Source organism: Sphingorhabdus arenilitoris, from assembly GCF_042651485.1.
Taxonomy (GTDB): Bacteria; Pseudomonadota; Alphaproteobacteria; order Sphingomonadales; family Sphingomonadaceae; genus Sphingorhabdus_B; species Sphingorhabdus_B arenilitoris.
In genome coordinates this window covers 1328479-1350741 of the sequence record NZ_JBHSDH010000013.1, presented here as the reverse complement: position 1 = coordinate 1350741, position 22263 = coordinate 1328479, and the positions used below count along the sequence as shown (strand labels likewise).

Below are 22263 nucleotides of genomic sequence, written 5' to 3'. Positions count from 1 at the left end.
TCAATGCTATCGGCTTTCGTGAAATTCTGTTAGCAAGCAGCGAGTCATATGGGAGAGAGTTTCATGCAAATAGAGATAGATCGCCGTCAGCTATTGCTTGCCGGATTGGCCGGGGCGGCGCTGACCCTGCCGGGATGCCAAAGCTTGCCGGGTTTCAGCTTGACCGAAGCGATCAGGCGGCTGTTGACATTGTCGTCGCAAAATGCCTTCGCGTTATTGCTGCAGCCCAATGGATTTTATGACAGCCAAGTGGCGCGCATCGCCTTGCCGGACCGATTGGGCGGCGGCGCAGGTAGCGGGATTTTGTCGGCCGTGTTGCAGAGCGGCGCGTTTCGCGACAAGCTGCAGCGGCAATTGAATCGCGCAGCGGAAAAGGGCGCAGAACGGGCCGCGCCGCTGGTTGCCGAAGCGGTGCGCAATGTCAGCATAGAGGATGCGGCGAGCATCGTGCGCGGCGGGCCGCAAGCCGCCTCGACTTTCCTGCGCGGTAAAATGGGCAGCGCGGTGCTCGATGCGATGCTGCCCGGTATATCTGAAGGGCTGCGCTTATTTGACGATGCCACGATCAGCCGCGCGGTGCAGTCGGTGTCGGGTTTTGACATTGGCGCTTTGGCCAATGACATCACGCAAAAAGCCGATAATGCCGTGTGGGCGGCGATCGGCGCAGAGGAAGCGAATATTCGCGCCAACCCTAGGTCCACCAATGATCCTGTGCTGATCGGGGTGTTCGGGCTTGGCAGCGCGCTGAAATAAACTGTTGGTACCGCGCTTTCCGGGAGACTGCGTCAGTCGCCCTTCATTCCAAATGCGTCGCCGCTGGCATCGCCCAATTCGCTGCCGCCGTCGACATTGATGATCGCGCCAGAGACGTAGCGAGCTGCGTCGCTGGCCAGCCATAGGCACGCATCGCCAATGTCATCTTTGGTCCCCCAATCGCGCAGGGGGATTCGTTTCTTGCTGGCCTCAACCGCTTGTTCATTCGGGGCGAGCCGTATCATGCCTTCGGTGTCGCCAATCGGGCCGGGGGAAATGCCGTTCACGCGGATATTTTTCGGGCCCCATTCCATCGCGAGGCATTTTATCACCTGATTAACTCCCGCCTTTGCGGCGCAGGCATGGATTTGATACATCATCGGCCGCACTGCCTGACCAGCGGTAATCGCCACCAACGATGCGCCGCCCTCGTTCAAATATTCATAGCAGCCGTGAAAGACATTAAATGTACCAAGCAGATCAATGTCGACAACCGTCTTAAACGCATTCGCGCTCATCCCCAATGCAGGTGCAATGAAGTTTCCAGCGGCCCCCGACAATACGATATCAATCGGACCATAGGCATCGCGGCAAGCGGAGAGAGCCTCTTTCAACCGCGCCGCATCGCGCACGTCGCAGGCCATCCCGGTCACGTCCAAGCCGTCACCGCGAAGCTGCTGCGCTGCGGCGGCAATCTTATCCTCGCTGCGGCTGATGATGAATACGCGGGCACCCGCTTCGGCATAACGGCGCGCGCATTGCAGGTTTATACCCGATGATGCGCCGGCAACAAAAGCAGTTTTGCCTTTCAGCAAATCAGGTAGAAAAGTCTGTGACAAAATCGCGTCCTCCGTGGATTTTTATAAAATAGCCTGTGCAAGCTGACTGCATTTTGCCATGAAGGCAATAGAGTGATTCCTCCTATTCCAATCTACCTGAAGGTACCTATTTTTATGAAGTTTTTTGCCGACACTGCCGACACTGCTGAAATTGCTGATCTTGCCGAAACAGGTTTGCTTGACGGGGTGACGACCAACCCTTCGCTGATTAAAAAATCGGGCCGCGACATTATCGAGGTAACCAAGGAGATATGCGGGCTTACCGATGGCCCGGTGTCGGCTGAAGTGGTGGCTCTCGACCATGCGGGCATGATGAAAGAAGCGGAGATATTGCGGAAAATTGCGGATAATGTCTGCATTAAAGTGCCGCTGACCATTGATGGCCTGAAAACGTGCAAAGCGCTGACCAGCGACGGATCGATGGTAAATGTGACCCTGTGCTTTTCGGCCAATCAGGCGCTGCTTGCGGCAAAGGCGGGCGCGAGTTTCATTTCCCCCTTCGTTGGACGGCACGATGATAACGGCTTTGATGGAATGAGCCTGATTGAGGACATCCGTTTGATTTATGACAATTATGGTTTCGATACCGAAATATTGGTCGCCAGCATTCGTCATGGCATCCACGTGTTGGAGGCCGCCCGTATCGGCGCAGATGTAATTACGGCCCCGCCTTCGGTGATTAAAGGCCTGTTCAAACATGTCTTGACCGACAAGGGTATGGAAGCATTTTTGAAAGATTGGGCTGATACCGGTCAGGCCATCGGCTGATCGGCGTATCGTGAGTCAGGGGCGGCGTTGATTTGGGGCTGTTTGGCAATTCAAAACTGAAATGCGCGGCATGCGGAACGGAATTGCCACCTGTTATGACGGGCGGCGGTGACCGTGAAGATGATTTGCTGAAACGATCCGAGATCAACCTCCCCAAATATCGTGCCGCCAAATTATGCTACAAATGCAGCGAACGAACAGCGCGCCATAGTGGTTATCACGCAACGCTAAATGTTTCGCCGCCGCCGCCGTCAGCTCCTCCAAAATCAGTTTCAGCTCCGCCCGTTCCGGCTCCGCCGCCTTCAAACCCGGCGTCACCGAACTCCCCGCCGGCTGCACGCGTCAGCACCGCCGCGTATTCAGCTTCCAGCGAAGATGGCCGTAAAAACACCTCCCAAGCGCGAAATCCTTGGGCCGATAACGCGGGGCAAATAAACGAGGCAAGGGCCAAATATCAACGCGGCGGTGGCTATAAAACAGAAGAAGAATTATACGCAGAACGGCAAGCGTCATACAGCAGCTCGGAGCCGCCCAAAAAATTGGCAGGCAATGATAGCCCGGCCGGCGTCAGTCTGTTTGACTGGCTGATTTGGCTGGTTACCACGAAAACCGGCCGCAATATCCTGTTCGGAGCTGCTGTTTTGTTTTTCATCCTTCCATCCATGTGCAGCCGTGACGAGGATAATGATGAGCGGGGCGATTTTCGGCCAGTTTTTGAGTCATCCAAAAGCCAGCAATCGGATGGTGCGCCGGACGGCAGGCGGGCGGGACGAGGTCAAGAGACGCCGACTTCGTTTCCCAGTCCCTCACCGCCAATAGTTTTTATGGCGCAGCGCGCGATGCCGCGCGGTAATATCAGCAAGTGGGTTACAACCAATGACTATCCCGCGCAGGCTTTATCCGAAGAACGGGAAGGCGTGACAGCGGTCCGCCTTGACATCGGCAAAAATGGAGAAGTAACCAATTGTGCCATCACCCGAAGCAGCGGACATGAAGATTTGGATCAAGCCACCTGTTCATCTTTGCGGCAGAGGGCTAGGTTTAATCCTGCATTGGACGGAGCAGGCAATTCCTTAGAAGACGGCTGGGCCACCCGTGTCCGCTGGCAAATACCGAATTAGAGAAAGTGAATAATGCCCAATACACCGCAACCCAAAATCGATGTTCCCGACCATGTGCAGGATGCAATCCGCACGTTATTGGAATGGGCGGGTGATGACCCGAACCGGGAAGGCCTGCTCGATACGCCCGCGCGAGTCGGTCGTGCTTGGAAAGAATATTGCAACGGTTATCATGAAGACCCCGGCGTGCATTTGTCTCGCACTTTCGAAGAGGTCGGCGGATATCATGAATTGGTCCTGTTGAAAGACATTCCGTTCCATTCGCATTGCGAGCATCATATGGCGCCGATTATCGGCAAAGCGTCCATCGCCTATATGCCCACCGACCGGGTTGTTGGCATCTCCAAACTTGCCCGCGTGCTGCATGGCTATGCCCGCCGGTTGCAAGTGCAGGAACGCCTAACCGCCGAAGTGGCCAATTGCATTTACGATCATTTGAAACCCGAAGGCGTCGCCGTGGTGATAGAGGCGCAGCATGGCTGCATGACGGGCCGCGGCGTTCGCACGCCCGGCGTTGGCATGGTAACGTCGAAATTGCTTGGCTGCTTCCTGGACGACCAAAGCAGCCGTAAAGAAGTCATGAGCCTGATGGGATATTGATCGAAAGAGCTACGGGTTGAAATTACAAATATCAGCAATAGCTGAGTGGCGATTTGCCAGTTTTTCAACCCATTTCATGGCTGTTTTCAACTCACCACCATGCCGCATCTTTGCCTCGTTTTGCACATCACGGCGTAGATCGGCGCTATAACCATGTTCGGGGGCCTTGGAATAGCTGCGCATGATCGGTCCCTGCAAAAGAGCGGACACAAGTGGCTGTTCGACGGAAAGATCAAAAAATTCTGCTATTTCAGTTAACTGGGCGTTTGGCATAGCGAGGAAACGATCAAAATCCTGCCATTTTACCGATCCGGTCGGGGCTGTTTTCTCGGCCCGATGCAACGTTACCATTTCGCATAACCAGCTCATCGCGACGCGCTGCGCAGGTGTCAGCTCCCACAACCGTGCTGGCGGTTCGTTCAGCGTCGCTGTGAGCCTTTCAAGCCGCGCAGGCGCCATCGCCATCGTTTCATGCATAGATGCTTCGCCAGCCAATATGGTCAGCATATAGCTTTCCAAATTGGTCTTTAGGAACAGCGCTTTAGTGTCGGACTTTATTAGCTGCGGCGCGAGCGGGCTAACGAAGCTGCTCGCCTTGACCATCGGGCGTTGTTCATCGTGGAATGATCGCGATAGCCAGCGGGTGATCAGATCGCGCCGCGCCGCATATTGTTCGGGTGACCAACGCGAGTGCGGTGCATCGAGCGTCTGCCAAATCTCGGCTAAATTGCGCAATATCAATGGCTCGCGGAGTGCCAAAATATTACTCCATTCGCCGAGTAAACGGGAGATCAGGGTCGATCCAACATGGCCGATATGAAAGATATAATAGGGCGTAGGGGCGGACGGTAGCGGAATATTTTCGACATCGCTCCATTCCAACAGATTCCGTTTGAGCTGCGGCGTGAACATTCTCTGGTCCAGAAAGCTCGCCGTGTTGAAATTTTCCTCGGTCAGATGCGACATCAATATTCGGTCGGATATCAATTCCAACATATGAGGAAAAAGCACCGCATTACTTGCAAAAGCTTGCGCCAGACTGTCTGCCATTCGGGATTAAGCGCCCCACATTCGCATTAGATTATATTGCACCAGCTGCAGCCGCGAAAAGTTCTCTGCCGTCATATTATTGCCCTCCAATGCGGCGACCTCATTCAAATCGAACAGCAAATCGCGTTTTGCATTATCGGCAATTTTGCTTTGGATGAAGGTTATCGCGACGTGACGTTCGCCGCTGGTCACCGGTTCAACCTCGTGCAGCGTGTTTGATGGATAAATGACAGCCCTACCAGCATCAAGGCGGAAGCGTAGATCATCATCCCCAAGGCGAATGTGTAGTGCTCCGCCTTCGTATCTATCTGGTTCATTTAGAAAAATTGTACAGCTGAGGTCTGAACGTAACGGGCCATCAGGCAGGTTAATTGTCGCGCTATCGGGGTGGAGGCCATAATTCTGGCCTACTCCATATTTTGTCATCAATGGCGGAGCTACGCGCTGAGGAAAGGCAAATTCATGAAATTCCGGATTGGCGACCAGGGCATCGAACAATAATTTGGAGGTTTGCTGATAGGCTTGTGGGTCGTGCAGCTGCTGATTATTTTTAACTTTGCTATGAGGGTTGCTAATTTTTCCGTCCACATAATTGGCCGATGCGGCGATCTTCATGAGCTGCGCAATTTGTGCGTTGTTCAATATCCGAATTTTTCTGATCATGGACGAAGGGCTAATCCCTTGTTGTCGATTTGTCCAATTCGATCATTGGTTCCGAGCCAAAAAATTCAGCATCTAAAAACAAAAAAACCGCCCAGTCTTTCGACTGGGCGGTCTCATTTTGTATTGGATTGAAGCTTAGTCTTCCTTGGCTTCGTCTCCGCCGGAAAGGCCTTCGCCTTCGCTTTCGGCGGCGCGGGCTGCTTCAGCGGCGGCTTTCATTTCGGCGCGCTTGGCTTGTTCAGCTGCTTCGGCTTCATCAGCGGCCACTTCCGCTTCTTCTGCCGCTACGATGGCTTCTGCTGCGATCTCGGCCTGTTCTTCTTCGAACATTTGATCGATCACGTTAACGCCGTCTTTTTGCAGTTCGGCTTCATCGTCGCTGCGGGCGACGTTGACGCTTACCTTCACCGATACTTCGGGGTGCAAAACGACTTTCACGTCATATACGCCGAGCGCCTTGATCGGGCGTTCCAGAATGATCATGCCTTTGTTCACATCTGCACCATCAGCATTCAGGCCTTCGGTAATGTCGCGCACCGTTACCGAGCCATATAGCTGACCCGTGTTCGATGCGGCACGGATCAGGACGATCTGTTTGCCTTCAACATTTTTCGAAGCAGCTTCTGCTTCGGTGCGGCGATCGGCGTTATCGGCTTCGATCTTGGCACGGTTTGCTTCAAACAGCTTTTTGTTGCTTTCATTGGCGCGGAGCGCTTTTTTGTTGGGCAACAGGAAGTTGCGGGCATACCCGTCCTTCACGGTTACAACATCGCCGATGGCGCCCAATTTTTCTACGCGTTCGAGAAGTATGATATCCATGTCGCTTCTCCCTTAACGTACGATATAAGGCAACAGGCCGATATGGCGTGCGCGCTTAATGGCTTTGGACAGCTCACGCTGTTTAATGGCGGAAACGGCGGTGATGCGCGAAGGCACAATCTTGCCGCGTTCGGAGATATAACCTTGCAGCAGGCGTACATCTTTATAATCGATTTTCGGTGCGTCCTTACCTTGGAATGGGCAGGATTTACGGCGACGGAAAAATGGACGTGACATTATGCATTCTCCTCTTCGCGTGAACGGCGGGGCGCGCGGGGTGCCCGTTCGGTGCGGTCATTTTTGCGCATCATCACAGATGGACCTTTTTCATGGGCGTCAACGCGCACGGTCATGTAGCGGATCACGTCTTCGTTAAGACGCAGCTGACGCTCCAGCTCGGCAATAACATCGCCGGGGCCGTCAATTTCAAGCATCACAAAATGCGCCTTGCGGTTCTTCTGAATCTTGTAAGTAAGCGTGCGAAGACCCCAGGTTTCGGTCTTTACGACCAGGCCTTTATTGTCTTCGATGATTTTGGTGGCTTCCGCCGCCAGCGCATCAACCTGAGCCTGGCTCAGGTCCTGACGCGCCAAAAATATATGCTCATATAGAGCCATTGGCACTTCCTTTATATTACCGATCGCTGACGCCGCACCATGCAGACACGCCCCTCCGGCCTTCTTCTGATTCCCGCTAGGGAGCGCCGCGCATAGGCGAAGGGGCCTACATATGCAAGTGAAGAGTTACTATCTGAAGCATGAACCTTCGGTCAAACCGATGCCTTCACCAATTGTCCCAATATATCCGCGGCAAAAGCGCTCAGCGTGTCATCGCGGGCGCCCATGATGACGATGCGGTCGCCGGGTTTGGCGAGTTCGACGATGCGTGTCCCGCAATCTTCGCGCGACGGGATATGTTCGGCGTGGCGGCCGGCGGCGGCGACGGCGTCGGTGATCGACTGGCTGCCGATGCTTTTGTCGACGGTGCCGCCAAAATAAACCGGATCGCATAGAATCAATATGTCATCGCGGCCCAGCATCCGGGCGAAAACTTGCGCCAATTCCTGACCCATCACGCGGATCGGGCCAAAGCCATGGGGTTGGAAAAAGGCGATGACGCGGCCGGGAAAGGCGCGCAATGTGGCGAGCGTTGCTGCGGTTTTATCGGGATTATGCCCGAAATCATCGATCACCGTAATACCGCCTGCAATGCCGACAATATCGAAGCGGCGGGCAAGGCCGGTAAAGCGTTCCATCGCGGCCACGGCCTGCGGCGCGGTGACGCCCATGGCTATGGCGGCGGCAATTGCGGCGAGCGCGTTGCTGATGTTATGCCGTCCGGGCACTTGCAAAGTTACGGGCAATTCGCTGCCATGCGCTTGCAGCGTAAAGCGGCTGCCTAGCGGAAGATCGACTACATCGGCGGCGCGTATATCGGCGCGGTCAGAAAAGCCGAAGCTGATCGCGCCTTCCAATTTCAGCGTCCCTATCAACGCCACCGTTTCGACGTCATCCGCATTCCAGATAGCGGTTTTGGCGCTGCGAGCGAAATCGCCAAATAGCTGCCGCAATTCATCGAGGCTTTTATGGTCCAGGCTGACATTATTCAGCACCGCAACCTCGGGTGTGTAAAGCGCGATGGAGCCGTCGCTTTCGTCAACTTCGCTGACAAAAATTTCCCCGCAGCCCACGCGCGCACTGGCAAAGGGAGCGTCGGCGGAGACGAAATTTTTCATCACGCCGCCATTCATGATGGTGGGGTCCATTCCGGCATGGGCAAGTATCCATCCGGCCATGCCTGTCACCGTTGATTTGCCGCTGGTCCCGCCAATGGCGATGCTACGCGGCGCAGCGTTGAAAATTTCGGCCAGCAATTCGGCGCGGGTCATGCGTTTGCATCCCAGCTCCTTGGCCTTGGCAATGTCGGGCACGCTATCCTCTATTGCGGCAGATGCGACGAGTATCTGATCCCCACTGACAAGGCCGCTGCCATCCTGATCATGCAGCGATATCCCTTTGGCTTTCAGATATTCGAATTTATCGGCCAGCCTGCCTTGGTCCAATGCGCGGTCGGACCCGGCCACCGCCGCGCCGCCTTCGCGCAATATCATGGCCAGCGGTAACATCCCCGAACCGCCAATTCCGCAAAAGAAATAGGATTTGTTTTTGTTCATCCGCTTCGCCTATTGAAAGGGAGAAGTTTTGGCAATTGGCAAGGTAAAGAAAAAGGGCCTTCGAAAAATGAAAATCGGTATTTGCGCCCCATCCACGCCCTTTAGCAGGCCTGATGCCGCGCGGGTGACGAGCTTGGCCGAAAAAGAATTTCCGCACGTAAAGCTGATCTGGCACGAACAATGTTTTGCCGAGCAGGGCCATTTTGCCGGATGCGATGCCGACCGGCTGGCCGCTTTCACATCAATGGCCAATGATGCAACAATCGGCGCAATCTGGTTTGTGCGCGGCGGCTATGGCGCTTGCCGTATTGCCGAAGATGCCGTGCGCCGCCTTGGCGATACGGCGCGGGATAAAATCTATATGGGCTATAGCGACGCGGGCAATATGCTCGGCGCGTTATACCGCGCCGGAATTGGATTTCCGGTGTACGGCCCGATGCCGACCGACATCAGGCGCGAAGGCGGTGAAGTGGCGGTATGCCGGGCGTTAAGCTGGATAACCGGGGCGGACAGGTCCGCGGTTGAGCCAGCGGTTCAGCTGGGCGCACGCTATGCCGCATTTAACCTGATGACGCTCAGTATGATGATCGGCACGCCGGTCATGCCCGACTTATCCGGCCATGTGCTGATGATAGAGGAAGTGTCGGAGCATCTCTATGCCTTCGACCGAGCGATGTTTCATGTCACCAGCGCTTTATCGGATGCGGGCCTTGCCGGTATCATGCTTGGCCGGGTGGGTGATGTGCCCGAAAATGACCGGCCATTTGGTGAAGAACCGGAGGAAATCGCCCGCCGTTGGTGTGCGCGGACGGGTATAGCCTATCTGGGGCGGGCCGATATTGGCCATGATGCCGATAACAAGGTCGTACCTTTCGGGCTTGCAACCGCGCCGTCAACGCCATAACCGCCTTTGCCGAAACGGCGGATAGCCAACTAAAATATATTGGAGGATCAAATCATGCGCGCATTTATTTTTCCGGGACAGGGCAGTCAGGCGGTCGGTATGGGCCGCGATCTCGCCGCCGCAAGCGCCGCCGCGAAGGCTGTGTTTCAGGAGGTTGACGATGCGCTCGGTCAAAATCTGTTCCGCCTGATGTGCGAGGGACCAGAAGAGGAGTTGACCCTTACCGAAAATGCGCAGCCAGCGATCATGGCCAACGCGATCGCTACTTTGCGCGTGCTGGAGGCAGAGGGCAGGGTCACGCTGTCCGATAAGGCGGCGTTTGTTGCGGGGCATAGTTTGGGCGAATATACGGCGCTCTGCGCGGCGGGCAGCTTTGACCTTGCCACTACGGCACAGCTTTTGAAGCTGCGCGGCCGTGCGATGCAAGCGGCGGTGCCCGTGGGTGTGGGCGCGATGGCGGCTTTGCTGGGCGCCGATATTGAAAAGGCGGAAAGTCTTGCCGCCGCTGCTGCGGACGGTGAAACCTGCACAGTTGCCAATGATAATGACCCCGGCCAAGTTGTGATTAGCGGGCATTTGGCGGCCATCGAACGGGCGATTGACCTGACCAAGGAGCACGGCATTAAGCGCGGCATCAAATTACCGGTCAGCGCGCCATTTCACTGCCCATTGATGCAACCGGCGGCAGAGGCCATGGCCGCAGCGCTGGCCGAAACCGTTATCAACGCCCCTGCCGTGCCGCTGTTCGCCAACGTCACGGCTGCACCGGTTCGCGATGCGGATGTCATCAGGACGCAGCTTGTGGAACAAGTGACAGGCCGCGTCCGCTGGCGGGAAAGCGCGATTGCCATGGCGGGCGCAGGGGTCAGCGAGTTCGCCGAATTTGGCGGCAAAGTGCTGTCCCCGATGGTGAAACGCAGCGCGGGCGGCGATGTGAATACCGTCAGCTTAATCAGCATGGATGATATAGAAGCCTATTTGGGGACGCTATAAAAACGGCACTACCCTCCGCGTCTTCGCGTCTCCGCGTGAACCAATGATTGGATAACACATGACTGACCTTATTCTCGAAAAACGCGATGGCGCTGTGTTGACGATTATTCTCAACCAACCCGAACGCCGTAATCCTGTGTCCGATAATGCGGTGATTGACGCGCTGTCGGATGCGTTGCTGGCGGCGGATGCGGATATTGATATACGCTGCGTGATCCTGACGGGGGCGGGGCATGTCTTTTCATCGGGCGGGGATTTGAAGCAGATGAAGGACGGCACGGGGCTGCGTTCGGACAAAGCGGTGCAAACAAGGCGCAATTACCGGCAGGGGATACAGCGGCTGCCGATCCTGTTTGAAGGATTAGATATTCCGGTGATTGCCGCAGTGAACGGTCCGGCGATCGGCGCAGGATGCGATCTGGCGCTAATGTGCGACATTCGTATCGCCAGTGATGCGGCTAAATTCGCCGAAAGTTTTGTAAAGCTGGGCATTGTGCCGGGCGATGGCGGAGCATGGCTCTTGCCGCGCATAGTCGGTTTTTCGCGGGCCTGTGAAATGGCGTTAACAGGTGAGATGATCGATGCCCATACCGCGCTGTCCCATGGCCTTGTCAGCCATGTGACGGCGGCGGAAGATTTGCTGCTAAAGGCGCAGGAAATTGCCGCGAAAATCGCCGCCAACCCGCCCCATGCCGTGCGGATGACAAAGCGTTTGCTGCGCTCTGCGGGGAGGACCGATTTGGCCACCAATCTGGAAATGGCCGCCGCGATGCAGAGCCTAGCTCATGCCACCAAAGACAATGCAGAGGCGATCGACGCCTTTCTGGAAAAACGCGATCCGAAATTTACAGGAGAATAAAATGTTTGATTTAACAGGAATGACTGCGCTTGTAACCGGCGCATCGGGCGGCATCGGCACCGCGATTTGTGAGGCTTTGGCGGCGCAGGGTGCGCGGCTGGCGGTTTCGGGCAGCAATGCGGAAAAGCTGGCGGCTTACCGTGATACGCTTGGAGGCGATCATGTCGCCATCCCTTGCAACCTGTCCGATCCGCTGAGCGTCGAGGCGCTGGTTCCGGCGGCGCTCGAACAGCTGGGCAAGCTCGATATATTGGTCAATAACGCCGGAATTACCCGCGACAATCTGACCATGCGGATGAAAGATGATGAGTGGGCCGATGTGATCGCGGTCAATTTGGAGGCGAGCTTTCGCCTGATGCGCGCCGCCGCTAAGCCGATGATGAAGGCCCGCCACGGCCGGATGATCTCAATCACCAGCGTGGTCGGTGCGACCGGCAATCCGGGTCAGGCCAATTATGCCGCGTCCAAGGCGGGAGTGGTCGGCATGTCCAAGGCGTTGGCGCAGGAGCTGGCAAGCCGGGGCGTTACGGTCAATTGTGTTGCCCCCGGCTTTATCGCTACACCGATGACCGATATCCTGCCCGATGCGCAGAAAGAGGCGCTGAATGCGCGTATTCCCATGGGACGTATGGGCGAGGGTTGCGATATTGGCGCAGCGGTTGCCTATCTTTCAAGCAAAGAGGCGGGCTATATCACTGGACAGACATTGCATGTAAATGGCGGCATGGCGATGTTGTAACAGCGTGGTGCTGACGCCAGGAAGCCAGAACTGTATGGCTTGATTTAACCGCAATTCGCATTGCCCTCTTGCCAATGGCGCGGCTGGGTATTAGGGCGATGGCACAAATTTCATCCTCCCAAGCTTTGAAGGGGCAAATATATGAGCGACACCGCAGACCGGGTCAAAAAAATCGTAGTCGAACATCTGGGCGTCGAAGCCGACAAGGTGACCGAAGCGGCTAGCTTCATCGACGATCTCGGCGCAGATAGCTTGGACATTGTCGAGCTGGTCATGGCGTTTGAAGAAGAATTTAACGTCGAAATTCCCGACGATGCTGCCGAGAAAATCTCGACCGTCAAGGATGCGATTGATTTCATCGACGCCAATGGCTAAGCCTTCAAACGGCGCGGTATAGCGCTTTTTGGAAGCTACCCAATGTATTAAACGGCTTTCCGGTTTGTTCCGGAAGGCCGTTTGCATATTTGCTAACCCGAATTCGCCTGTTAAGAGCGAAAAGGTTGATGCTCCACGATAGGGGCGTGAGCAGGAATATAAATGGGGATTGGCGGAAAACCGCCTTGTTTGGAGAATGTTATGCGCCGTGTTGTTGTCACCGGATTGGGTCTTGTTACGCCTTTGGGCGGGGATGTCGAAACCAGCTGGGCCAATATTTTGGCGTCGAAATCTGGTGCTGGCCCGATCACCCGTTTTGATGCCAGCGACCAAAAATGCACCATCGCTTGCGAAGTGAAGGGCCCTGACCATGAATATGGCTTTGACCCTGCCAAGCGCGTCGATCACAAGGTGCAGCGGCAGGTTGATCCCTTCATCATCTTTGGCATTGATGCCGCTGGACAAGCATTGGAAGATGCCGGCCTGACCGAAATGACCGATGCGCAGAAATTGCGCGCTGGCTGTTCCATCGGTTCGGGTATTGGCGGATTGCCGGGCATAGAAAGCGAATCGCTGGTGCTGGCGGAAAAAGGACCGGGCCGGGTTAGCCCGCATTTCGTCCATGGCCGCTTGATCAACCTTATCTCTGGTCAAGTCAGCATTAAATATCAGCTGAAAGGCCCCAATCATGCGGTAGTGACCGCTTGTTCCACGGGTGCCCATTCGATTGGCGATGCGGCGCGGATGATCCGTGATGATGATGCCGACATCATGCTGGCGGGCGGCGCGGAAAGCACGATCAACCCGCTGGGCGTGGCGGGATTTGCTGCGGCACGCGCGCTGAACAGCAGCTTTAACGACCGTCCGGAGCAGGCGAGCCGTCCCTATGACAGGGACCGCGACGGATTTGTTATGGGTGAAGGCGCGGGCGTTGTTGTGCTGGAAGAATATGAGCATGCCAAGGCACGCGGCGCGAAAATCTATGCTGAGGTTGTTGGTTATGGCCTGTCGGGCGATGCCTATCACGTCACGGCGCCGCATCCCGAGGGCGACGGAGCCTATCGGTCGATGGAAATGGCTTTGAAAAAAGCCGGGATGCAGCCATCCGACATCGACTATATCAACGCCCATGGCACATCGACCATGGCCGATACGATTGAACTGGGTGCGGTCAAACGCTTGTTCGGCGACGATATTGGCGGCGCATCGATGAGCAGCACCAAATCGGCCATCGGTCATTTGCTGGGCGGCGCAGGCGCGGTGGAGAGCATATTTTGCATCCTTGCCTTGCGCGATCAAATCGTTCCGCCGACGCTCAATCTCGATAATCCGGATGAAGGTTGCGAGGGCGTGGACCTAGTCCCGCTGGTCGCTCGGAAACGGGATGTCCGTGCGGTGCTGAATAACAGTTTCGGTTTCGGCGGCACCAATGCCAGCCTTATTATGAAGAAAGTGGATTAACCGCCCATGCGCGCCGTCAAGATATTGTCCGTCATCGGCTTGTTGCTGTTCCTGATTGTTGGCGGCAATTTCGTATACGGCTGGACGGCGGCTGGACCATCAACCCGTGATGTGACGATTATAATCAAACCGGGGTCAAGCATTGCGCTCGCCGCGCAGCAGCTTGAAAAAGGCGGGATCATCAAATCCGCCGACGCCTTTGTTACCCGCGCCAAAATATTGGGCCGCGGCAAAACAATAAAAGCCGGAGAATTTGAAATACCCGCTCGCGCGTCCAATTCCGACATATTGACTATATTATCAGGCGGGAAAACGGTTCAGCGGATGGTGACGATCCCCGAAGGCATGCCGTCGATCATGGTCTATGAACGGTTGATGGCGAATGAACAATTGAAGGGCGAAATCGCTGTGCCGGCCGAAGGTTCGGTCTTGCCCGATAGTTATGCTTTTGAAAAAGGTGAAAGCCGCGCGGCGGTGTTGAAACGGATGCAGGATGCAATGAGCAAGGCTTTGAACGAAGCCTGGGAAAACCGCAGCAGCACGGCCGCTGTCAAAACGCCGCAAGAGGCCGTCAATCTGGCCGCGATCGTTGAGAAGGAAACGGCAAAAAAATCGGAACTGCGCAAAGTGGCTGGTGTCTATTCCAACCGGCTGTTCAAAGGAATGCTGCTCCAAGCCGACCCGACGATCATCTATCCGGTGACCAAGGGTAAGCCGCTGGGCCGCCGGATCCGGCGTAGTGAGATTGAAGCGGTGAATGGCTATAACACCTATACAAAAACCGGCCTGCCCGATGGACCGATCGCAAATCCGTCGAAAGCGGCGATAGAGGCGGTGCTCAATCCTGAAAAAACCAGCGCACTTTATTTCGTAGCGGACGGAAAAGGCGGGCATATTTTTGCCGACACGTTGGAAGAACATAATGCCAATGTCGAAAAATGGTTCGCGATTCGGCGGCAACGCGGAGAGATGTGATGGGCTGCAGAATATTATGAAGGCTATGGCGGAGCAACTATCAATGGCCGGAACCGGTAAGTCAATACCAACCCATCTGGCATTTGAAGCTGCTATGGAAGCAGGAGAGATTCTCAATGGGCCCTTCGGTGCTATTGGCGAAGACAATCGGGGTCCGGACCGAAGTGCATTTTTACTTTAACTAACAATTTGTTTAACCTCTCATCTTAAGAGTGCCATTGGGAGTAAGTAACAATGGCAATTTCACTGATAACGCATTCACAAGATTTGGTGTTCGAAGCGCGGGTTATTAGTGCAACGCCCTCTGAGAGCGTTTTCGATGAACTCGAAGCTTCCATTGAGGCACTTAAAGAACATATCGATAGCAAGCCGTCGACTTATTACATCGCACTCAACGTATGCGTAGCTGGGGCCGATAACTACCCCTTCCTAAAAAAACGTGGAAAAAAATGTACAGTAGACAAATACGTCCCTTACAACATGTTTTCGTCGACCTTTTGGGATGTTATGATTAAGCAGCGCAGCTCACGCAAAAGGTTAGAGTTGTTTCTGAAGAAGGTCGAGGATTTCTCGAAATATGCCACCCGGCCGGGCGGCATGTATTACCTGAACGAGCATGACGACATTCTATTCTGCCAGCCGCTTTTCTTCTATCTGGCCATGCAACACAAACGTTACATCCGCCACTATTGTCGAATGCTACGTTATTGGCAATTTGACGGGGCAGGCGGATGGCTTGACGATGATTTGATCAAAATCATCGAGAGGTATGGACCTCGGCCGAGTACGTTCAAGATTTATTGGACTGCGATAATGCGTTTACGGTAACACATTCCCTTACCCCGCAACAAATCTCCTGTGCCAAGCTTCGCCCACTTTGTGCTTTCGTGCCATTATGTGAACCAAAAAATACTCACACGAAGACACGAAGGTCATGAAGGAGGGATAAGGGTGCTCCACCGCCCTGCACAACTCTGCGGACCTCTGCGCCCTCTGCGTCAACCTAAAAAAGTTTCACGCAAATAATATCCAGAGCCATTCGGTGACAGGCAGGCAGCAGATGAAATAAATTTTAATGGCAGTTACAGTGCAGGATTGTGCCGTCGGGTTTTACCGACAATTCTTCCAAGACACATCGCCGCGCCGCTGCTATCGAATGGCGATGCCTGATGATTCCGAAACCCCGCAAAAGCATCTCTACCTCGTCGATGGTTCGGCCTTCATTTTCCGCGCTTATTATAGCCTGCCGCCGCTGACCAATCCCGAAGGGACGCCAGTGGGTGCGATTTTGGGCTATAGTAATATGCTGTGGAAACTTGCCGATGATCTGCACGCCGCCGATGGCCCGACGCATATGGCGGTCATTCTGGATAAAGCCGGGACCAGTTTCCGCAACGACATTTATGATCAATATAAAGCGAACCGCCCAGAAGCGCCCGAGGATTTGAAACCGCAATTCCCCATCATCCGAGACGCCACGCGCGCCTTTTCCCTGCCCATGGTGGAGGAGGAAAATGTCGAAGCCGATGACATGATCGCCAGCTATACCAAGGAAGCAGTAGCGCGCGGATGGAAAGTCACGATTGTGTCGTCGGACAAGGATTTGATGCAGCTGATCGAGCCGAAAGAAGACAGCCTTGTCGACATGCTCGACACAATGAAAGACAAGCGCATCGGCGCCGCCGAGGTGGAAGAGAAATTCGGTGTTGGGCCGCAGCTTGTCGGAGATATGCTGAGCCTGATGGGGGATAGCAGCGATAATATACCCGGCGTTCCCGGCATCGGCCCTAAAACCGCAGAAAAGCTTCTGACCGAATATGGTAGCTTAGAGGGCGTTTTGGCCGCCGCGCCGGAAATGAAGAAATCGAAAATGCAGGAACGGCTGGTGGAGTTTGCCGACATGGCGCGATTGTCGCGGGTGCTGGTCACGCTGAAGGATGATTGCCCGCTGCCGATCGCGCTCGACGATATGGAACTGCAAACCATTCCCGAAGGGCCGCTCGTGCCGTTCCTCGAAAAGCACGGATTTAAGGCGCTGCTCAAACGGGTTGGGCAAGTCACCGATACGGACGCCGCGAATAAGGCGATCGCCGGACAGCCGAGAGCGACCACCATCGGCAATGCCGCCGCGCCCGCTGTCACTGTATCTGGTGCGCCGATGGCCGCTCGTCCGCCTAAGATGCCGCCCATTGACCCGGCAGCTTATGAATGTGTCACGACGCTCGATGCGCTTGGCCGCTGGATTGCCGAGGCCCGGGCCGAGGGGCTGGTCGCATTCGATACCGAAACCGACAGCTTGGAGGCGGTGACCGCGAATTTGGCGGGTTTCAGCCTTGCCGTGCGGCCAGGTCAAGCCTGCTATGTGCCACTATCCCACGGCGGCAGCGATATGTTCGCGGAAAAAGCCGATCAGGTGCCATTCGATGAAGCGATGGCGATGCTAAAGGATTTGCTGGAGGATGACAGCATCCTGAAAATTGGGCAAAATCTGAAATATGACATGAGCGTACTGGTGCAGCATGGCATCACTATTGCGCCCATTGATGACACAATGGTGATGAGCTTCAACCTTGATGCTGGCGAACATGGGCATGGTATGGATGAACTGGCTAAGCTGCATCTGGGGCATGAATGTATCAGCTACAAAAGCGTCACTGGTACGGGCAAGAGCCAGATTCGATTTGCTGAAGTGCCCTTGAGCGAAGCAACCAAATATGCCGCCGAAGATGCAGATGTAACTTTGCGCTTATGGCATCATTTGAAATTGCGGATGGCGCCTGAACGGGCAGTGCGTATTTATGAATTGACCGACCGGCCGGTGATCCAGGTGCTGAGCAAGATGGAGTGCCGCGGGATAAAAGTGGACCGCGCAGTACTCGCCCGTCTGTCTGGCGAATTTGCCGAACAGATGCAATCGTTGGAAAGCGAGATTCACCAAATAGCAGGCGAGCCTTTCACCATTGGCAGTCCAAAGCAGCTGGGCGAAATCTTATTTGAAAAAATGGGATATAAGGGCAAGCGCAAGGGCAAATCGGGGCAATATTCGACCGATGTTACCATATTGGAAGACATGGCTGGACAAGGGATTGAAATTGCGCGCAAGGTGCTCGACTGGCGGCAATTGGCGAAGCTGAAATCAACCTATACCGATGCGCTCCAAGAACAGATTAACCCGAATACCGGACGGGTGCATACCAGCTATGGCTTAGTCGGGGCGCAGACCGGGCGGCTCTCCTCGACCGATCCGAACCTGCAAAATATCCCCATCCGCACCGAAATCGGTCGGCAAATACGCGACGCCTTTGTTGCTGAGCCGGGCAATGTCATCCTGGCGGCTGACTATAGCCAGATTGAACTGCGCCTTGCCGCGCATATCGCCGATGTGGCGCAATTAAGGGACGCATTTGCAGCGGGAGAGGATATTCACAACCGCACCGCGCAGGAACTATTTGGTGAGGTAAACCGGGATACGCGGGGACGGGCCAAGACGATCAACTTTGCAATTCTATACGGTATCTCCCGCTGGGGCCTAGCGAAACGGTTGGAGGTGGAACCCGACGAGGCGCAGGCGATGATCGACGCCTATTTCAAAAGCTTCCCCGGCATCAGCGCCTATATTCAGGAAACTTTGGCGAGCGTGCGGGAAAAGGGATATTCCGAAACGCTGTTCGGGCGCAAAACATGGTTTCCCCGGATCAATTCGAAAAATCAGGCGGAACGACAAGGCAGCGAACGCGCCGCGATTAACGCGCCGATACAGGGGACCAGCGCCGATATTATCAAACGTGCCATGGCCCGTATGGATGATGCGCTGGCAAAGGCCGGTCTGGCCCATGTCAAAATGCTGCTACAGGTGCATGACGAATTGGTATTCGAATTGCCCGAGTCCGATGTCGCAGCGGCAAGCGAAGTTATCCGCAATGTAATGATGGGCGCCGCTGAACCCGCCGTCACCATCTCCGTCCCGCTGGGCGTCGACATCGGCACCGGCAAAAGCTGGGGCGAGGCGCATTAGGGTGGGTGCCGTATTTCGAGCGGCCCGAACAAATGTCTGCGTCTGCTGCGTTTGATGCCGGATGATACCTTTAATGGCTCATCCGGCGATCCAGGTTCATTTTGCGGCTTCGACCTCGGCGCCTGCGGCGGGTTCAGCCGCCACTTTAGCAGGATCAACAATCATCCGATAACTGCGCCGGTTGGCATCGGTCAGGTATTTTTGTGCCGCAGCCTGTATCTGTGCAGGGGTGACGGATTCATATAATGCCTTTTCCCGGCGCCAGCGGTCGAGCCGTTCTGGCCGGCTTTGGGCTTCCTCGGCGATGGCCAGCCAAGCGCCATTATCGCGGCCGCTCTGCTCAATTTTTTCAAGCAGGGGTGCGCGCGCTCTTGTCAGCGCATCGTCGCTAGGCGCGCCGGCCCGTAGTTCAGCGGTGACGCGGCTAATCGCAGCCTCGACATCGGCGATTTTAGCGGGATCCACAACAATCGTACTGCTGATATGGCCGTAACCAGTATAGGTGGAGGACGCCAAATTTGTTGTTTGCGGGGAGTAAGTGGCCCCCAATTTTTCGCGAATTTCATCGCGTAACGCCGATTTGAATACTTCGTTTAACATATCGCGCACAATTTCTGCGGCATGGTCACTATCATCGGTTGTTGGCCAATAGGCGACGACCATACCCTGATCCGCCTCACCTTGGTGATAGAGCGTTTTGACCGCGCTATCGGCGGTGAACGACATTTTACGCCGTTTGCTATAATCGGGTTTTGCGGCGGATCGTTTGGGCAAAGCGCCGAAGGTCCGAGCAACTATATTTATAGCGGATTGTTCGTCAAAATCACCGACGAGGGTGATTTCAATCGGAGCGTCTTTTGCTGTATCCAGTGCTGCTTTCATGTCCGACAATCCGACTTTCGTCGCATCACGCAGGTCGGCTATCCCAAAGCGGGGATCCTCGCCTGTTAGATAATAAGGCGGGATGATTTGAGCCAGAACCGGCGGCTGTGCCTCGACCGCTGGAATGACCTGCGTCATTTGACTTTGATAAAGCGTATCGGCCTCTGCGCGATAGCCAGGATCGGTCAGCATAGCGGCCAACAGCTGCATCTGCAGCTCTAGATCGGTAGCGGTCGTCGCGCCGGTAGAGTTGAAGCTGTCCTCGTTTAAGTTCAGTCCAAATTGCACGGCTTTACCAGCGGATAAGCGTTGAATTTCGCCAATATCGTGCTTTCCAAGACCGGCCAGTCCAGCCGATAGCTGGAAAAACAAATCCAGCCCTGGCTTGGGCTCAGGCAGGGCCAGTTGCCCGCCGCCAAAGCGCACCGAGTAGCGCAGTTTGCCGGCCTCAAAATCAGTTTTTTTCAGGTTTAATTTGACATTATTCGCAAACCGAATGGTGCGAATGCCAAGGTCCGCGATGGTTTTGTTTTCGGTAATTTTCCCGGACGGCCCAAAATCGCTATAGGCAAATGCAACAGCCTTAGCCTCTTCGGGCGCAGTGACTGCAACCTTGGCGCTTTCGGCCAAGACTTGTGTTGCTGCGGTTTTGACGTCGGTAATGTCGGTCTTGCTGCTGATATGCAGGCTGCTCGGCGCGGTCCCAAATGCGCTGCGCAATTTGGCGTTGACCGCTTCGACGGTCAAGCTGGGTTTAACCGCGTCAAATATCTCCAATTCGGTCTGCGGGGAGGCTGTGACATCACCGCCATAAATGCTACCCATCAACTGTTGAGCGAGCGCGTCGCTTTTCCGGGTTGCAGCCTGCGCTGCGGCGTTGCGGACAGTGGTATCGATATTGGCCAGCTGTTCCTCAAGCTCGCTTTGGGTAACGCCGAATTGTAGGGCACGGCGCAGTTCCTGCTCACCAGTGGCAAGTGCGCCTTGCCAATTATTTTGGGTGCCAATGGTGATCAGGCTGGCCAGATCCGCAACCTCGATCAATGAGCTTATACTTATGCCGCCGCCCAAAATCTGTGCGCCGGGTTGCCGTGCAATTTTTTCGAACCGCTGCGCCATAATTGCCGATGCCAATTGCGTCACATATTGATCGCCGCGTTTGGCGATGCTGTCGGGTTTTTTGTCAATCGGTTTGGCAAAGTCGATTGAAACAAATGGCTGAATAGCCGGATCGGTGAAGCTATCAAACACCATGGGTTGATCAACATTTACGGTTCCCCGGGTCATGCGGCCTGCCGGACCAGTGCCTTTCCAGTCGCCGAATTTCGCTTTGATCTCCGCTTCCATCTGTGCGACGTCGAAATCACCTACCGCAACCAGCGTGGCATATTCCGGACGGTAGAAACGATAATAATAGGATTTGAGCATTTCTGGGCTGATGCTGGTATAGGTCTCTGCGGTCCCACCTAATCCGGGTTTGCTGAGCGGTGTGTCAGGCAAAACGGCGCCGAGCAAATCAAAGGCTCGCCGCCTGTCTGGTGTGTTGCGAGTTTGAACTTCGGATAATAATATACCGCGCTCGCGGTCGACTGCTTCAGGATTGAAGCTGATATTGCCGGCAACCTCGCGCAGCAGGAACAAGCCTGTATCAATTGATTCCGCATCGGTGCGGGGCAGGTCGAGTTCAAAGCTGGTGAAATCCAAACTGGTGGTTGCGTTGCTGTCTGCACCAAAGGCTAGACCCTGCCGCTCTAAGATGCGCACCATTTCGCCTTCCGGGACGTTTTTTGTGCCGTTAAAAGCCATATGTTCGATGAAATGAGAAATGCCCGCTTCCGGTGCCGTTTCGGATATATAACCCGCCGCAATATGCAGCCGCAGCGAAGCGGCGTTTTTTGGGGTCTGGTTTTTCTGAATGGCGTATTTCATGCCGTTGGGCAGGACGCCATAAACGATTGACGGATCGGCTGAAACATCGACCGATTGAACGCCCCATGCCGTGTTGGTCGCCATTTCAGATGCGCCCATCGCCGGGCTTTCGGACCCATCCTGCGCGGCAGCCAAGGGTGCCGTGCCAAGTGCCAGCGTCAATGCCAGCGCGGAACTTACGGATAATATGCTAGATTTAATCGTCGGTTTCATCATGTGCTCCCCATAAAATATGCTAATAAATTGAGAGGAAAACCGCATCGATTGCATATCGTTTTCGATGAACGGCATCATAGTCCCACGAAGGGGGAAAATCGGTCGACCAACAAAAATTTGGCCCATATT

General features: G+C 55.0%; 21 protein-coding genes. 13 read left to right on the top strand and 8 right to left on the bottom strand.

The annotated features are described in order from the left end of the window. Window positions 1-63 precede the first annotated feature (63 nt). Complete coding sequence (locus tag ACFOWX_RS10625; RefSeq protein ID WP_381423909.1) at window positions 64-753, top strand: DUF4197 domain-containing protein; 690 nt, start codon at window positions 64-66, stop codon at window positions 751-753. A gap of 32 nt (window positions 754-785) precedes the next feature. Here ACFOWX_RS10625 and ACFOWX_RS10620 read toward each other — a convergent pair whose 3' ends face one another. Then, the gene (locus ACFOWX_RS10620; protein WP_449325418.1) at window positions 786-1592 is read right to left on the bottom strand and encodes an SDR family oxidoreductase; all 807 of its coding nucleotides are present in this window, start codon (window positions 1590-1592) and stop codon (window positions 786-788) included. A 114-nt stretch (window positions 1593-1706) separates the two neighbouring features. Here ACFOWX_RS10620 and fsa point away from each other — a divergent pair, with 114 nt between their 5' ends. The 3 genes from fsa (at window position 1707) to folE (ending at window position 4081) form a co-directional block, all read left to right on the top strand. Beyond that, window positions 1707-2360: a fructose-6-phosphate aldolase gene (gene fsa, locus ACFOWX_RS10615; protein WP_381423907.1), complete on the top strand. Its 654-nt coding sequence runs from the start codon at window positions 1707-1709 to the stop codon at window positions 2358-2360. A gap of 95 nt (window positions 2361-2455) precedes the next feature. Next, window positions 2456-3481 carry an energy transducer TonB gene (locus ACFOWX_RS10610; RefSeq protein WP_381423906.1) on the top strand — a complete coding sequence of 342 codons (1026 nt, stop codon included), beginning with the start codon at window positions 2456-2458 and terminating at the stop codon, window positions 3479-3481. A gap of 12 nt (window positions 3482-3493) precedes the next feature. After that, the gene (gene folE, locus ACFOWX_RS10605; RefSeq protein WP_381423904.1) at window positions 3494-4081 is read left to right on the top strand and encodes a GTP cyclohydrolase I FolE; all 588 of its coding nucleotides are present in this window, start codon (window positions 3494-3496) and stop codon (window positions 4079-4081) included. Between the two features lie 9 nt (window positions 4082-4090). On the opposite strand, the gene ACFOWX_RS10600 is transcribed toward folE, so the two are convergent. The 6 genes from ACFOWX_RS10600 to ACFOWX_RS10575 all read right to left on the bottom strand — a co-directional run bounded on the left by ACFOWX_RS10600 (window position 4091) and on the right by ACFOWX_RS10575 (window position 8786). Beyond that, the gene (locus ACFOWX_RS10600) at window positions 4091-5131 is read right to left on the bottom strand and encodes a hypothetical protein (RefSeq protein ID WP_381423902.1); all 1041 of its coding nucleotides are present in this window, start codon (window positions 5129-5131) and stop codon (window positions 4091-4093) included. 6 nt (window positions 5132-5137) lie between these two features. Then, window positions 5138-5794 (bottom strand): Fe2+-dependent dioxygenase, encoded by a 657-nt coding sequence (locus tag ACFOWX_RS10595; RefSeq protein WP_381423900.1) that lies wholly within the window; start codon window positions 5792-5794, stop codon window positions 5138-5140. A gap of 135 nt (window positions 5795-5929) precedes the next feature. Further along, on the bottom strand, window positions 5930-6613 hold the full coding sequence (rplI, locus tag ACFOWX_RS10590; RefSeq protein ID WP_381423898.1) for a 50S ribosomal protein L9: 684 nt from the start codon (window positions 6611-6613) through the stop codon (window positions 5930-5932). A 12-nt stretch (window positions 6614-6625) separates the two neighbouring features. Beyond that, the gene (gene rpsR, locus ACFOWX_RS10585) at window positions 6626-6850 is read right to left on the bottom strand and encodes a 30S ribosomal protein S18 (RefSeq protein ID WP_381423896.1); all 225 of its coding nucleotides are present in this window, start codon (window positions 6848-6850) and stop codon (window positions 6626-6628) included. After that, window positions 6850-7230 (bottom strand): 30S ribosomal protein S6, encoded by a 381-nt coding sequence (gene rpsF / locus ACFOWX_RS10580; protein ID WP_381423894.1) that lies wholly within the window; start codon window positions 7228-7230, stop codon window positions 6850-6852. Before rpsF ends, rpsR begins: the two co-directional genes overlap by 1 nt. 152 nt (window positions 7231-7382) lie before the next feature. Continuing rightward, the gene (locus tag ACFOWX_RS10575) at window positions 7383-8786 is read right to left on the bottom strand and encodes a UDP-N-acetylmuramate--L-alanine ligase (protein WP_381423892.1); all 1404 of its coding nucleotides are present in this window, start codon (window positions 8784-8786) and stop codon (window positions 7383-7385) included. Window positions 8787-8853: 67 nt separating this feature from the next. Between ACFOWX_RS10575 and ACFOWX_RS10570 the strand changes: the two genes are divergently transcribed. From ACFOWX_RS10570 to polA, 9 genes are all read left to right on the top strand, one after another. After that, window positions 8854-9690: an LD-carboxypeptidase gene (locus ACFOWX_RS10570; RefSeq protein WP_381423890.1), complete on the top strand. Its 837-nt coding sequence runs from the start codon at window positions 8854-8856 to the stop codon at window positions 9688-9690. 54 nt (window positions 9691-9744) lie between these two features. After that, a complete protein-coding gene (gene fabD / locus ACFOWX_RS10565) occupies window positions 9745-10683 on the top strand; it encodes an ACP S-malonyltransferase (RefSeq protein WP_381423888.1) in 939 nt (312 codons plus the stop codon). A gap of 58 nt (window positions 10684-10741) precedes the next feature. Continuing rightward, window positions 10742-11542, top strand: coding sequence for a crotonase/enoyl-CoA hydratase family protein (locus tag ACFOWX_RS10560; RefSeq protein ID WP_381423886.1), 801 nt, complete (start codon window positions 10742-10744; stop codon window positions 11540-11542). A gap of 1 nt (window position 11543) precedes the next feature. Continuing rightward, entirely contained in the window at window positions 11544-12281 is a 738-nt protein-coding gene (gene fabG, locus ACFOWX_RS10555; protein ID WP_381423884.1) for a 3-oxoacyl-[acyl-carrier-protein] reductase, read from the top strand. 141 nt (window positions 12282-12422) lie between these two features. Next, window positions 12423-12656, top strand: a complete 234-nt coding sequence (locus tag ACFOWX_RS10550; protein ID WP_381423882.1) for an acyl carrier protein — start codon at window positions 12423-12425, stop codon at window positions 12654-12656. Between the two features lie 201 nt (window positions 12657-12857). Next, window positions 12858-14117, top strand: coding sequence for a beta-ketoacyl-ACP synthase II (gene fabF, locus ACFOWX_RS10545; protein WP_381423880.1), 1260 nt, complete (start codon window positions 12858-12860; stop codon window positions 14115-14117). 6 nt (window positions 14118-14123) lie between these two features. Beyond that, on the top strand, window positions 14124-15092 hold the full coding sequence (gene mltG, locus ACFOWX_RS10540) for an endolytic transglycosylase MltG (RefSeq protein ID WP_381423878.1): 969 nt from the start codon (window positions 14124-14126) through the stop codon (window positions 15090-15092). A gap of 234 nt (window positions 15093-15326) precedes the next feature. Then, on the top strand, window positions 15327-15920 hold the full coding sequence (locus tag ACFOWX_RS10535) for a hypothetical protein (RefSeq protein ID WP_381423876.1): 594 nt from the start codon (window positions 15327-15329) through the stop codon (window positions 15918-15920). A 334-nt stretch (window positions 15921-16254) separates the two neighbouring features. Beyond that, window positions 16255-19107 (top strand): DNA polymerase I, encoded by a 2853-nt coding sequence (gene polA, locus ACFOWX_RS10530; RefSeq protein WP_381423874.1) that lies wholly within the window; start codon window positions 16255-16257, stop codon window positions 19105-19107. Between the two features lie 96 nt (window positions 19108-19203). Here polA and ACFOWX_RS10525 read toward each other — a convergent pair whose 3' ends face one another. Next, on the bottom strand, window positions 19204-22134 hold the full coding sequence (locus tag ACFOWX_RS10525) for a M16 family metallopeptidase (RefSeq protein WP_381423872.1): 2931 nt from the start codon (window positions 22132-22134) through the stop codon (window positions 19204-19206). Window positions 22135-22263: the final 129 nt, after the last annotated feature.

Bases quoted from the DNA above. Each gene is read 5' to 3' on its own strand.
- ACFOWX_RS10600 (WP_381423902.1), bottom strand. From the start codon at position 5,131: ATGGCAGACAGTCTGGCGCAAGCTTTTGCAAGTAATGCGGTGCTTTTT.
- rplI (WP_381423898.1), bottom strand. From the start codon at position 6,613: ATGGATATCATACTTCTCGAACGCGTAGAAAAATTGGGCGCCATCGGC.
- folE (WP_381423904.1), top strand. From the start codon at position 3,494: ATGCCCAATACACCGCAACCCAAAATCGATGTTCCCGACCATGTGCAG.
- fsa (WP_381423907.1), top strand. From the start codon at position 1,707: ATGAAGTTTTTTGCCGACACTGCCGACACTGCTGAAATTGCTGATCTT.
- fabG (WP_381423884.1), top strand. From the start codon at position 11,544: ATGTTTGATTTAACAGGAATGACTGCGCTTGTAACCGGCGCATCGGGC.
- ACFOWX_RS10575 (WP_381423892.1), bottom strand. From the start codon at position 8,786: ATGAACAAAAACAAATCCTATTTCTTTTGCGGAATTGGCGGTTCGGGG.
- rpsR (WP_381423896.1), bottom strand. From the start codon at position 6,850: ATGTCACGTCCATTTTTCCGTCGCCGTAAATCCTGCCCATTCCAAGGT.
- ACFOWX_RS10535 (WP_381423876.1), top strand. From the start codon at position 15,327: ATGGCAATTTCACTGATAACGCATTCACAAGATTTGGTGTTCGAAGCG.
- ACFOWX_RS10570 (WP_381423890.1), top strand. From the start codon at position 8,854: ATGAAAATCGGTATTTGCGCCCCATCCACGCCCTTTAGCAGGCCTGAT.
- ACFOWX_RS10550 (WP_381423882.1), top strand. From the start codon at position 12,423: ATGAGCGACACCGCAGACCGGGTCAAAAAAATCGTAGTCGAACATCTG.
- ACFOWX_RS10595 (WP_381423900.1), bottom strand. From the start codon at position 5,794: ATGATCAGAAAAATTCGGATATTGAACAACGCACAAATTGCGCAGCTC.
- polA (WP_381423874.1), top strand. From the start codon at position 16,255: ATGCCTGATGATTCCGAAACCCCGCAAAAGCATCTCTACCTCGTCGAT.
- fabD (WP_381423888.1), top strand. From the start codon at position 9,745: ATGCGCGCATTTATTTTTCCGGGACAGGGCAGTCAGGCGGTCGGTATG.
- ACFOWX_RS10560 (WP_381423886.1), top strand. From the start codon at position 10,742: ATGACTGACCTTATTCTCGAAAAACGCGATGGCGCTGTGTTGACGATT.
- ACFOWX_RS10625 (WP_381423909.1), top strand. From the start codon at position 64: ATGCAAATAGAGATAGATCGCCGTCAGCTATTGCTTGCCGGATTGGCC.
- rpsF (WP_381423894.1), bottom strand. From the start codon at position 7,230: ATGGCTCTATATGAGCATATATTTTTGGCGCGTCAGGACCTGAGCCAG.
- ACFOWX_RS10525 (WP_381423872.1), bottom strand. From the start codon at position 22,134: ATGATGAAACCGACGATTAAATCTAGCATATTATCCGTAAGTTCCGCG.
- ACFOWX_RS10610 (WP_381423906.1), top strand. From the start codon at position 2,456: ATGACGGGCGGCGGTGACCGTGAAGATGATTTGCTGAAACGATCCGAG.
- fabF (WP_381423880.1), top strand. From the start codon at position 12,858: ATGCGCCGTGTTGTTGTCACCGGATTGGGTCTTGTTACGCCTTTGGGC.
- mltG (WP_381423878.1), top strand. From the start codon at position 14,124: ATGCGCGCCGTCAAGATATTGTCCGTCATCGGCTTGTTGCTGTTCCTG.